Below are 12372 nucleotides of genomic sequence, written 5' to 3' on the forward strand. Positions count from 1 at the left end.
TGCACCCAGAAAATTCTACCAATTAGAATAAGAAAAAGGAGGGTAATTACCCCTCCAAAAAACAATGTACGCATCCTGATTCGTTTTACCATACGTCCTCCCTACTCACCCTTTGCAGTAGCCGATTCCTCTTTGCCTGTATTTACGGTTATGCCTGGCTGATAATTGTTGACCATCCCCTGGCTTTCCGCCATTTTCCGAATAAACTCTGGGTCGCTCAGCATTTCGACCTGCTTCTTCAGCTCTTTCAGCTCCACGTTCACCGCTTCATATTCACTGGTCACATGTTTTATCTCTACGCTCATTTTATAAATTTCGGCATACCTGAAAATAATAACGCCTGCAACAAGCACGCATGCAATTACAGTAAACAAGTACAACAGCTTTTCCTGCATCGTTATCGTTTTTCTTTTTACGACCACCCGTTTGTTTTGCTTAATTGCTGGCTTCTGCTCCGGTTTTTTCTTAGGCTGCAGAGCCAAATTCCCATTCGTATAGGCCACTCCAGAACCTCCTTAAGATCTCACAATTTTTCTGCGATTCGCAGCTTGGCTGAACGAGCGCGTGGATTAGTCTCCAGCTCCTGCTCACTCGGAACAATGGGCTTGCGGTTCACTAACCGAAGCTTTCCTGTGCCGCCGCACACACATTTAGGGAAATCCGGCGGACAAGTGCATTTTTCTAAAAGGCTCGCAAAAAGTTGCTTGCAGATTCGATCCTCCAGGGAATGAAACGTAATGACGGCCGCCCGGCCGCCCGGATTCAGGCAGCGAATCGCCTGCTCCAAAGCTTCTTCCTCCGCGCGCAGCTCATCATTAACGGCAATTCGCAGCGCCTGGAACGTACGCTTTGCAGGATGCCCGCCTGTGCGTCTTGCGGCCGCAGGAATGGACAGCTTGACGAGCTCCACAAGCTCTCCTGTTGTCTCGATCGGCTTGCTGTCCCTCGTCTTGATAATCGTCCTGGCGATGGATCTGGCAAACTTCTCCTCGCCATAATGGGACAGAATCCGCGATATTTCACGTTCATCCCAGGTGTTGACAATTTCATGAGCGGTCATTGCTCCTCCTTGATCCATCCGCATATCAAGCGGCGCGTCATGATTATAGCTAAAGCCGCGCTCTGCCTCATCAAGCTGAGGACTTGATACACCAAGGTCAAACAGGATGCCATCTACCTGAGGTACGCCGTCCACAACTGGCACATCGCAAGTGAGCAGCATTTGTTCCAAATAACGGAAATTGCTTTTTACAAGTGTTACTTTATCCAAATACGGTGCAAGCCTGATCTTTGCGTGGTTCAGCGCAATATCATCCTGATCAAAAGCGATTAACCGTCCTCCCTCGCCCAAACTCGACGCAATGCGTTCACTGTGTCCCGCCCCGCCGAGCGTGCAATCGACGTAAATGCCGTCCGGCTTAATGGCCAGGCCGTCAACCGCTTCCTCCATAAGTACTGTTACATGCTGAAACACGCAATTGCCCTCCCGTTCTTGTTGTCTAGTCTTGGTCGTATTGTTCCATTATCAGCAAGTTTTCGAAATCACCTGTTTAAAAGTTAAAGTCAAAATCGACCAGCTTCTCGGCAATTTCATTAAAGGTTTGCTCGGACTCAGCATAGTAGCCGTCCCAAACTGCCTTGCTCCATATTTCTACCCTGCTTGAAACCCCCAGAACCATACAATCCTTGTCAATTTTCGCATATTCTCTAAGATGTCCCGGCAAGTTTACCCTTCCCTGTTTATCCAGCTCGCATTCGGTTGCCCCGGAGAAAAAGAACCGGGTGAATGCCCTTGCATCTGCCTTCATGAGCGGAAGCGATTTGAGCTTTTGCTCAAGCACTGTCCATTCGCTCATGGGATAAACAAACAAGCAGTTGTCGAGACCGCGGGTGGCAATAAAGGAAGCGCCTAGTGAATCACGGAATTTGGCTGGTACGATAAGTCGACCTTTGTCATCAACGCTGTGTTGATATTCGCCCATGAACATAAGATCGCCTCCACCCTCTCTCCCTTATTCCCCACTTTGCTCCACTTTCCCCCACATAACATAGTGTAATTCGCCATACAACAATAAAATCCTGCTCATAGGAGCAGGATTTTGTTAAAATGTTTGGCCTTATGAATAAATTTTCATCTTACCTTTCTTTTCTAGCACGGAAAGCGAGCTTAATATGCGCTATTGCTGCTCAGGCTCTGGCTTTGCAGGCGGTATTTTGGCGCGGGAACGACGTACAAACCACCATATGACAAGCCCGATAATTACTGGAATAACGAGTGCAGGAAGCGCTCCTGCGAGGAAGACGAGCAGCCCTTGCAGGACGTTCCATGTTCCTTCGTAGCTTGTTTTGAAGGACGACAGCATTTTGCCGCCTAGCGATTTCTCTTCCTTGTCCGTCTTCACTGACACATCAATCGGCTGATACAGCCTCAGCTCAATCGTTGAGAAAGCTACATTTTTGTCCAAATAGCGCGTGCGCCCTTTGATCTGTTCAATTTCCTCCTGAACCTTTGCAAGCTGCTGCGAAAATTTGACCAAATCATCCGCCTTTTCCGCCTTATCCATGAAAGCAAGCAGCCTTTGCTCCACCACCTGCTTCGCCTTCAGCCTCGCTTCCAGATCGACGTATTCCTCCGTCACATCGGTTCCTTTCAGCTCGCGCTCCAGATGCTTATTCTCGATCCCCTCCAGCCGCTCCACGAATGGCATAAATCCTTGAGCCGGCACCTTGATCGTATAGTTCGCACCCAACTCATTGCCATACTGCCCATCCTGAAAAGCAAGGATGTACCCGCCAGCTTGATGGATGGCATTACGCAGCTGCTGAGCCGCCGCCTCATAGTCGGCAACCTCCATCGTCATTGTCGCCGTATAAATCAGCTTTTGGTTAAACGCTTCGCCACCTATCGTCATGCTGTCGATTGGGCTATCTGAGGGCGCGGTCGTCAACGCTTTATTGTTTAAGGCTGTGCTCGTTTCTTTAGAAGCTGCTGCGCCATCACTCGTGTCTGAGCTGCTGCTCTGCTGTTCAAGCTTTTCGCTAGAGGTCTGGGCCGCACTCATTCCCCCCTCAGATGCATGATCGCTGTTTGCAGACGAGCAGGCCGAAAGCAGCAGCATAATCGCCAGCATGAGCGATGCCGGCAGCAAAATGAGCTTTTTATTTAAGCTTCTTTCGTTTGCTCTTTCTTTGGCTATTTCTTTGGCTGTTTCTTTCATTTTTGTTTTCTCTATTTTTGTCATAAAAATGGCCCCCTTTGCTCTAGTTACCGTCCTAGACGTAAATTTTGACAAAAGGTTGCTCTTTTTGGAAACAAAAACAGCCGCTGCCACCGCATTTAAGCGGCAGAAGCGGCTGTTTCTCTGTTTATCTATTGCTATACAACAAGGGGGTAGGATTAAACGTTCCAGCTGTCCTGATAAGCAATTTGCTCTGCTGTCAGCGTATCGATGCTGATGCCCAGCGATTCCAGCTTGATGCGCGCTACGCTTTCGTCCAGCTCATACGGCAAATTAACCACTTTTTTGCCCAGTGCTTTATACTGCTCATTTACGTAGCGGAGCGACAGCGCTTGAAGCGCGAACGTCGTATCCATAATTTCTGCCGGGTGGCCATCGCCTGCCGCCAAGTTGACAAGTCGTCCTTTGGCAATGACATAGATGCTTCTGCCATCTTCCAACTGGTATTCCTCAATATTGTTGCGAACGGTGCGCACATTGGTAGAAAGCGCCTTGAGTTCAGGAATGTTGAACTCCACATCAAAGTGTCCAGCGTTCGCCAAAATCGCGCCGCCCTTCATCACCTTGTAGTGCTCGCCGCGAATGTTGTCGCGGTTGCCTGTTACCGTAATGAATACATCGCCCAGCTTGACCGCTTCCATCATCGGCAGCACGGTGAAGCCGTCCATATGCGCTTCCACGGCACGAATCGCGTCCACTTCAGTGACGACTACTTTGGCGCCAAGGCCTTTGGCGCGCATCGCTACGCCTTTGCCGCACCAGCCGTAGCCTACAACGACGACGGTTTTGCCAGCAATAACGAGGTTCGTCGTTTTGTTCAGCGAGTCAAATACCGATTGGCCTGTACCATAACGGTTATCGAACAAATATTTGCAGTAGGCATCATTAACCGCCACCATCGGAAGCTGCAGCGTGCCATCCTTCTCCATCGCCTTCAGACGAATGATGCCCGTCGTCGTTTCTTCCGCGCCGCCACGAAGATTTTCACGCAAATCCGGGCGGTCTTTATGCAGCAGCGTAATCAGCTCTCCGCCGTCATCAATAATAAGATCCGGCTTCGATTCGATTGCTTTAATAATGAGCTCATTGTACTCTTCCGGGCTAGGATTATGCTTCGCAAACACGGTAATGCCGTCTTCTACGAGCGCCGCACAAATATCATCCTGAGTGGACAGCGGGTTGCTGCCCGCAATGGTAACTTCCGCTCCGCCAGCCTTTACCACTTTAGCCAAATAAGCCGTTTTCGCTTCCAAATGCAGCGCAATCGATACTTTCAGGCCTTTGAATGGCTGTTCCTTCTCAAATTGCTCGCGAATGCTGGAAAGCACAGGCATATGAGCGCTAACCCAGTCAATTTTCAAATGTCCTTCCGGGGCAAGCTTAATGTCGCGAATAATGCTTTTCTCAATTGTGCTCATGGGTATATTCATCCTCCAAATTTAAGTTTATAAATAAATGATTTGATGACCGCCCAGCGGGGAAAAAGGAGCCTCCAGCAGCTTGTCGAGCCATGAGGTTCCGTAACGGTTCCAATAAGCGATCATATTCAGCACCCGCTCCTGCGGTTTGCCGCTTGGCCACAAGGACAGCGCAATGCGGTCCAGCTGACGAATAGCCGCTTCGTATTGCTTCTCATGGGCATCCTTCGTGCGCGTCTCAAGAAACGTAATTTGCTCGATGATTTTCTGACGATTCGTATCGCCAAGCTTGGCTAGGCCCGGTTGTACCGAAGCAGCCAGGTCAAGCAGCGGCGCATACAAATCCTCAAACGCCTGCTTCGCTGCGGCAAACTTCTCGTCAATGGACAGCTGATCCTGCTCCGCCAGCCACTGCTGCTTGCGCTCCTCGAAGCGCACCGCCACATCCTCAAGCGTCAGTTCGTATTTGCCCATATGCTTGGCCACTGTACCTTCAACAAGCGTAAAGGATATACGCGGCAATACAATCGGCATTTCCATATCAAGCTTGCGGAAAGCTTCTCCGATAATCGCCCAATAAGCAATTTCCGCACCACCCAGCACCGTACCAAGCACCGGGAACAAATAATCCTGCATCAGCGGGCGTGTCAGCACATTGTTGCTGAGCTGCTCCGGCTGCTGCCGCGCCATGTCCAGCAATTGCTCCTTCGTTAGCGAATAATCGCCCTTGCGGCTCTGAAAGCTTCCCTCCTGCTTATAAAGCAGCGTCCGCTCCTGCCCTTTATCTGTTTGGAAAACAAACAGATTGGCACTGCCAGGCGTTACATCAACCTGCAGCGGATAGCCAAGCTCCTTCACCTGGTTGGCCACAGCTGTATACGCCTGCTCCAGCTCGTCGTTGTGCGTGATCAGCTTCTCGAACATAGGCGCCTCTAGCTTGCGCAGCTGCGGATCATCGGCATCCATAATAACCAGGCCTTGCTTGCTCAGCAAGCAGCTGATTACACCGGCAAACATTTCCGATAACGATTGCGCCTGCTCCGTAATTTGCCCCAGCTGCTGAAGAATTTCCGGCTTAAAATCGGAATGAGGCAGCGCCTGCTCCAGCTCAGCCAGCAGCTCAGCCCACGTATTAGCATCAATAGCCGTGCGGCTAACAGATGTTCTTGCACCTTCCGGACGGGCAGCCGCAAGCTTGCGCAGCCCTTGGTCCGCGGTCAGCACATAGGCATGGTTCGCTTCGTCCCAGTCATGATCCTCTCCAGCAATCCAAAATACGGCAGCGACCTTTCTCCCAAGCAGCTGCTCGGCATGGCGGGCTGCGCCGATAATCGATACGGCTTTATGTATAACGAGAAGAGGTCCAGACCATAGACCAGCCTGCTGGCCGCCAACGATAACCGGCGCACCTTCCGCAATCGCATCAATGGCAGCCAGCGCCTCGGGCGCAGCGTTCCATTTGCTATTGTAATCACGCAGCACAGCAGCGACTGACGCAGCTTCCGCCCTTGCGCCCGCCGATTCTGTAAGCCGCTTGGCACGCAGCTCCCAATCGCCCTTGCGACCCGGATGATAGCCAAACAAGGACTCAACCCTTGAGTCCGTCAGGTTCACATAGGCGTCCGTGAGCGGCTGGGTGCTTGGTAATGAATAAGTTTCGGTAGACATAAGCCACCCCTACCTCCTAATTGAAACCATATATTTAAGCTTAAATGCTTATGATTCTGCCTGTAACAGACAAATTGATTGTACACAAGATGTAGGGCGCGCGTCAAAAGAAAAACAGGCCCTTTGCAAAAAGGCCTGCTTTGAAGCAGTTTGCAGTCTGTTACAATCCGCCATTATATCGAAAATATAGATTGGCCTATGGCAATAAACATAAGCAGCAGATAAAGCATGCTCATCGTGAAAAATCCAAGCCTCCAAACAGCGCGGAATATTCTTTTCACATTGACGCTGCCGCGTTTGCGGAACTGGGCGTTGCCCAGCAAGCCGCCGCCAATCAGCATAAACAATAAAATGCCATACAAACCAAAAGAATTATGGAATAAGGAATCAAGCAGTACAGCCACGCAGCCGATCAGCAGCGCAGTCGTCACATCCATTGCCAGACGAAAAGCTTTTTTGCGGTCTTGTATAATTGCGCCGTAGCCAAAATAAATCAGGAGAAAAGGTATTACCGGAATAACCGCCATATAGGCATAAAAATGCTTGATGCTCTCCCATATTATCCCCATCTGTATCGCCTCCCTATCGCCGATCATCCTGCAAATGCCGTACCATTTCGCTCATGGCATCGTTCAGTGGCGATTCCATGCCAACACGTCTAGCAAGGCTGGAAACGCCGCCATTAATCCATTGCACCTCAGTTGGACGGCCCGCCCGTACATCGCTAAGCATCGATGAAACATTGGCTGAAGTAGCCGCGCAGACAGCAAGCACTCTCTCCCAAGCGCCCTCTTCAAGCTCCGCGCCGCCTGCCACGCGTAATATCTTATTTGTTTCCTCATATAAAGCGCGCATGAGCCGCAGCCTTGCCGAATGCTGTGGCAGCTCGCCGTTCGTCACATCAAATAAAGCTGTTAGCGGATTAATGATTGCATTAATGAGGAGCTTCTCATAAACTTGATTGTTCATTGTCTTCGACAGCAACACCCTAAATCCTGCCCATTGCAAGGCATTTTGTAACATTAATTGTTGATTTTCATCCTTTTTGCCCGCTGCTTGTCTATTTAATGGCGCTGGACCAAGGGATAGCTGCCCCCTGCCGGTATGCCGGACCGTTCGTTCATCTTGGCGCAGCGCCCCTTCGGTCGTAACCCCAATAAACAAAGGAAGCTCCGGAAGCTCCTCCGCCGCCAGCTCCAAATGTCCGATGCCGTTTTGTAAAAAAAGTACGGCCGTAGCCGCCTCAGCGAGCTTCCTTATATCGCGAAGCAGCTCTCTCGTCAAATCCGCCTGCTTGACGGTGACGATGATCCAATCTGGCGCCTGCTGCTGCCCTACGCAGCCAGCCGCTGCTTCAGTTGCTGCCGCATTTAAGCTACTGCTATGTACCCTTGCTATCTTTGCAGGCTGCGGTGAAGCTTCCCCTGCTCCGCCCGCTTCGTCAAGCTCCAGCAAGCGAATGCCTTCTTCCGCCAGTAGAATGGACTGATGCTCTGTGCGTGTCCATACCGTAACCTTGGCTTCCGTAAAGGCCAGCTTCGCTGCATGAAGCAGTCCCAGCGCTCCTCCGCCTACTATGGCGATATGCATTCCCTCTACCTCCTGCTTTCATGCGCTTTCTTCCATTATACGCCTATCCTATAAAGACGCCAACAGCCCACCGAATCATCCGGCGGGCTGTTAACAATTCTATTCAATTCGTTCCAGGTTGCCATTGGCATCCATCTTGAAGCGCGGCTTCGCTTCCTCATCATTCGTCAGCACGGCAAGCCGTCTGGCGCGGTCCATAATTTGAATCAGCGTTTTGTAATCATCGTTAACGGTGTGGTAATCGCTTTGAGCGTTGTTCACCTCACGAGACAATCTTTCATTTTCGCCCCGCAAACGGCCAAGCTCCTCTTCCTTCTCTCTCAGCTCTTTCTCGAACGACTTGAGCTGACGTCCTACATCGTGGTACGTTGTCTTGATTTGACGCAGGAAGCGAATAACCGAATCAATGGAAAGCAATTCTTCCGTTGCTTGCGATTCCGCCTTTAAACCTCTCTCATCTGTCGCCTCATAAGCAGACAGCGAGGATACTTGCGGAGTTGCCGCTATCGCTTGTTTTTTCAAATAATTGCGTTTCTGCCGCTGTTGCTTGGCTATCTGTATGGCTTCTTCATAACGCTTGCGGACACAGCTGTTCCAGCGGAATCCACATGCTGCGGATGTACGGCCAATCCGCTCCCCTACCTCTTCGAAAGCTCCAAGCTGGGTACTGCCTTCTCTAATATGGCGCAGGGTCACTTCGGCGAGAATTAAATCATCGTCTGGACTCCACGCATCTTGTCTGACTGCTGTCATGCAACCAAAACCTCCTAACGTAAAGACGCTTACCTTATATCTATGCCCTTGGTAGAGTTCATAGAATCTATTGGATACTAAATTGTATAACCATTTTTTCAAGCCCTCATACATATTCGGACTGTTTCTGGTGCAAACTTATGCAGAAAGCAGTCTTTCTTTGCAAAAAATGTTGTCCTCAGCCAAGCAAAAACGACTTCGTCGTCCTTCTGGGACGAGCGAAGAGCTTTGCCCTAGAATTCTAAGCGGATATAAGGATGAAATTTATAAATGCTTAGAATTCAAGGTGAAACGGCCGAAAGCCGTCCTCTGGCGGCCCGTTTCACTTCGAGAAATATAAGCGTATTTATAGGAGTAAACTTATAAATGCTTATATTTTGAAATAGCAGGTTTACACCTATTTGTACAAACGTTATAATAATCTGTAGAAAATCGTGTCTAAAGCGAAAGGGGGATATACAGATATGGCACGTATGTATCGGGTTTTGGGTTTCTGGACCCTTGTCATTGGCCTTATGGCGTTTGCTGGACATATGACAGAATTTGCATTATTGTTTTTCGCCCAAGCAGTAGCTTTCGTATTTTTAGGCTATTTGAACTTTACAGAAAAAACGTACATCGTTATGTTCTGGGGCTACATGATTATCGCATTTGGAGGCTTTACATATTGGACCGTGTTCCAAATGGGCAATCCTTTTTAAAAATATAAGCATTTATAAGTTTCATACTTATTATTAGGCTTATATTTCTCGGAATGAAACGCGCTGCGCTGTCAAAGGACAGCTTTCGGCCGTTTCACCTTGTGTCCGCTTGAATATCGGAAAAAACGGCGTGATCCTCGTGGGTCCGCCGTTTTTTAATGTGCAGAATGGTCCGTATACGCGTAAAATGCCGCGATAATTGCCCTATAGTCCTGTTCATGCTTTTCCAAATGTAAGATATAATAGAATAATTCGCCGCATATAATGACCAGGAAGAGAGGAGGCCGAGAGTGGCATTTCAAAGCTTTCCTACACGGTTCGCGCTGCTTGCGCTGATGGCCAGCATGCTGTCCCTGTGGTGCATGATGCCCGCATTTGCCGAGCCCGCAACCTCTAATAGCGAGGAAACCCGGCTGCTGCTGGAAAAAAGCCTGTCCGTCGTCGAAATTGATCATGAAATCAAGCGCGTTCAAGTGCAGCAGGCCGACTTGACCAAAGAAACAGCCGATGCCAAGCAAGCGCTGGAAGAACAGGAGCGACAAATCGCTCACAAGCGCGAACAAGCTGGTAAAGTACTGCGTGCTTATTATATGGGGGATCGGGATATTTGGCTGACTGCGCTGTTATCGTCACGGTCATTGTCGGATTTTTTGATGGTCATGGAATATGCCGATTTAATTTTCGCGCATGACCGCGATGTGATGAAGCTGTACAAGGAGGAATATGCCCAGCTCGCGAAAGGGATTGAGCAGCTTGGCAAGAAGCAGCAAGAGCTCGCCTCGATCGAGCAGCGGCTGAAAGAACAGCGTGCCAGAGTGCTTACGCTGCAGGAGCAAATAGAAGGTGGACTTGCCGGGCGTTCAGATGCCGACAAGCTGCGGCTTATGATGGAAGAATTGAACAAGTACTGGGAGTCGGTTGGCCTTTATGAAGTCAAACAGTATTTTAGCGCCTTAGCGAAAGCGATGCAGAAGCTGCCGGAGTGGCTGCAAAACAATAAGCAGTATTTGGAAATGACTGGACTAACGTATACGATTCGCATTCCTGAGGATGCGTTGAATGCGTTTCTGAGGGATCAAGATGAGCGCTTCAAGCAATTTTCCTTCTCCTTTGAAGAAGGCTCCTTGACCGCATATGGCAAGCGGGATGCGCTGGAGTTAAGCGTGGCCGGCCATTATACGGTTGAACAGGAGCCGCACAATGGTATTATTTTTCATGTAGACGAGCTTCTGTTCAATGGTCTATCGTTGCCTGACACAACTAAGCAGGAGCTTGAGAAGCAGTTTGACCTTGGCTTCTATCCCTCCTTCATTGTTTCCTTCCTGCAAGCAACTGAAGTAGAAATTAAAGACGGTGAGCTTATCGTCACCTTACAAGTCAAGCTATAGGGATGTCCCTATAGCTTGTACGAATGCTTTCATCGTGATTTCGCCTTCTGCATATTGCCGCCATAGCTGCTGAGCATGCATCCAGCGCTCGTGCCAATCGGGATCAGTCGGCTGAGCGGAAGGCTCGCCGTTCAGCACCTTAAGCCACCACTGCGGCGGACTGCCAGCCCCCGCTGTACCGCTCTCCTGAATATTATCGGAACCTGTATACAAGGAATTTTTGGCCGGCAGCTTCCCCGTTATCGCATAGCTTTGCTGCTGCCCGCCAATTTCCACCATTTCTTTAATCCACATAAAAGCTTCTTCCTTCATTTTACTCGTTCCGGCCACGACATAGCTCCTGCTTCCAAGCCATACATCATGAATCGCGCCTTTATCCAGCAGCAGCATGCCTTGCTCCTTCGCAGATAGCTTACTGTAAACGGACCATTGAATGCTGGCAGAGGCAATATGCTGCTCCACCATTTGTGTGCCAGTAGACAAGCTATAGTCTGCCAGAGCTGATGATGTAATTCGTCCGGCTACCGACTCCAGACGTTTGAGCTGTTCCTGCACAGCCTTGCTGTCAAAATGCAAATAGGCCGCTCCAGCTTCTTCTCCCTCTGCTGTCCATTCATCCAGCCATACAAGCAAGGATGCGACATTATGAGGCTCTACATAAAGCGCCTGCCACTCTTTGCCGCCACTTTCCAGCTTATGAATCAAATTGCTAAAAGCGTCCCAATCCGCTGGTGGCTTCGACAAGCCTGCTTCAGCGAGCAAAGCCTTGTTCCATACCGTCACGTAAGGGTCTGCATCAACTGGGATGCCCCACAAATAGCTGTTCCACCTCAGCGGGTCAAGCAGCCTCGCAGGACGCTCAGCCATCGTATCAGAGGTGCTGGGCACATCAACGGGATTGAGCAAGCCGCGCACCGCAAACTCGCGCACCCATTCGCTGTCCATGAGCATAACATCCGGTGCTGCTCCAAGCTCCAGCGCTTCTTTCCACTGGGCATAGCCGTCGCCTTCATCCACCATATTTGTCAGCTTGACCATTGTATTGGCATGCTTCATTTGATAGCTATTTGTCGCTTCCTTAAGCTTAGAAAATTCATCTTCATTCATGGAAACGGTTACATTTAGTATCTGCGATTGATCTGCCTGCTCTTCTCCGCCCGCCGGCTCGGCATTCGTATCTCTATTTAAATTTTCAGCCCGGTTAAGGGTCCTATCGCTAAAGTTTAATAGTAGAAAAATAATAATGAATAAAGCCAAAACCGCTGTCATTGTAGCATATTTCCTGATCGACACAGCAACCCTTCCCCTCCACTTTCATCTGGGCACATTTTATATCATAGCAATTAATGCAAGTATTGTCCAAATTAGTAGAGAGCGGAGTATTGGCGAAAAAGGAGCGGCGCTGCATGAAAGGTTTGGCTTTCGATCGCTATTGCCAATGGATTCCATGGAATTTACGCTAAAGCGTAGAAATCCATCGGCAAATGCGAACGCTCCGCTTCTACAGCTCAAACCTTTCATTCCGCTTTGCCATTTTCACCAAATGGGAAAGCGCAGAGAAAAGGACTGCGCTCATTTCGTCGCAGTCCACTTTTACAAACCCATAATTTCATTT

The 12372-nt window shown here is 49.5% G+C and carries 12 protein-coding genes; 2 read left to right on the plus strand and 10 right to left on the minus strand.

Going from position 1 to position 12372, the window contains the following annotated elements; translation table 11 throughout:
• Positions 1-101: 101 nt before the first annotated feature.
• The 9 genes from ftsL2 to ABEW34_RS30250 form a co-directional block, all read right to left on the minus strand.
• Positions 102-503: a cell division protein FtsL gene (gene ftsL2, locus ABEW34_RS30210; protein WP_430165051.1), complete on the minus strand. Its 402-nt coding sequence runs from the start codon at positions 501-503 to the stop codon at positions 102-104.
• 20 nt (positions 504-523) lie between these two features.
• Positions 524-1474, minus strand: coding sequence for a 16S rRNA (cytosine(1402)-N(4))-methyltransferase RsmH (rsmH, locus tag ABEW34_RS30215; protein WP_430165054.1), 951 nt, complete (start codon positions 1472-1474; stop codon positions 524-526).
• 76 nt (positions 1475-1550) lie between these two features.
• The gene (mraZ, locus tag ABEW34_RS30220; protein ID WP_046230405.1) at positions 1551-1988 is read right to left on the minus strand and encodes a division/cell wall cluster transcriptional repressor MraZ; all 438 of its coding nucleotides are present in this window, start codon (positions 1986-1988) and stop codon (positions 1551-1553) included.
• Positions 1989-2177: 189 nt separating this feature from the next.
• Entirely contained in the window at positions 2178-3242 is a 1065-nt protein-coding gene (locus tag ABEW34_RS30225) for a DUF4349 domain-containing protein (RefSeq protein ID WP_430165058.1), read from the minus strand.
• A 155-nt stretch (positions 3243-3397) separates the two neighbouring features.
• The gene (locus ABEW34_RS30230) at positions 3398-4657 is read right to left on the minus strand and encodes an adenosylhomocysteinase (RefSeq protein WP_430165061.1); all 1260 of its coding nucleotides are present in this window, start codon (positions 4655-4657) and stop codon (positions 3398-3400) included.
• 27 nt (positions 4658-4684) lie between these two features.
• Complete coding sequence (gene bshC / locus ABEW34_RS30235; RefSeq protein WP_430165064.1) at positions 4685-6325, minus strand: bacillithiol biosynthesis cysteine-adding enzyme BshC; 1641 nt, start codon at positions 6323-6325, stop codon at positions 4685-4687.
• 173 nt (positions 6326-6498) lie between these two features.
• Positions 6499-6894, minus strand: a complete 396-nt coding sequence (locus ABEW34_RS30240; protein WP_046230402.1) for a DUF3397 domain-containing protein — start codon at positions 6892-6894, stop codon at positions 6499-6501.
• A 13-nt stretch (positions 6895-6907) separates the two neighbouring features.
• Entirely contained in the window at positions 6908-7915 is a 1008-nt protein-coding gene (locus ABEW34_RS30245) for a ketopantoate reductase family protein (RefSeq protein ID WP_430165067.1), read from the minus strand.
• A gap of 99 nt (positions 7916-8014) precedes the next feature.
• A complete protein-coding gene (locus tag ABEW34_RS30250; protein ID WP_430165070.1) occupies positions 8015-8668 on the minus strand; it encodes an RsfA family transcriptional regulator in 654 nt (217 codons plus the stop codon).
• 464 nt (positions 8669-9132) lie between these two features.
• On the opposite strand from ABEW34_RS30250, the gene ABEW34_RS30255 reads away from it, so the two are divergent.
• A complete protein-coding gene (locus ABEW34_RS30255) occupies positions 9133-9369 on the plus strand; it encodes a DUF2626 domain-containing protein (RefSeq protein WP_056041661.1) in 237 nt (78 codons plus the stop codon).
• A 290-nt stretch (positions 9370-9659) separates the two neighbouring features.
• Positions 9660-10757: a hypothetical protein gene (locus ABEW34_RS30260; protein ID WP_430165073.1), complete on the plus strand. Its 1098-nt coding sequence runs from the start codon at positions 9660-9662 to the stop codon at positions 10755-10757.
• On the opposite strand, the gene ABEW34_RS30265 is transcribed toward ABEW34_RS30260, so the two are convergent.
• A complete protein-coding gene (locus ABEW34_RS30265) occupies positions 10752-12026 on the minus strand; it encodes an ABC transporter substrate-binding protein (RefSeq protein WP_430165076.1) in 1275 nt (424 codons plus the stop codon). The genes ABEW34_RS30260 and ABEW34_RS30265 overlap by 6 nt on opposite strands.
• Positions 12027-12372 lie beyond the last annotated feature (346 nt).

It is taken from the genome of Paenibacillus algorifonticola (genome assembly GCF_050481745.1).
In the GTDB taxonomy this organism is placed as follows: Bacteria; Bacillota; Bacilli; order Paenibacillales; family Paenibacillaceae; genus Pristimantibacillus; species Pristimantibacillus algorifonticola_A.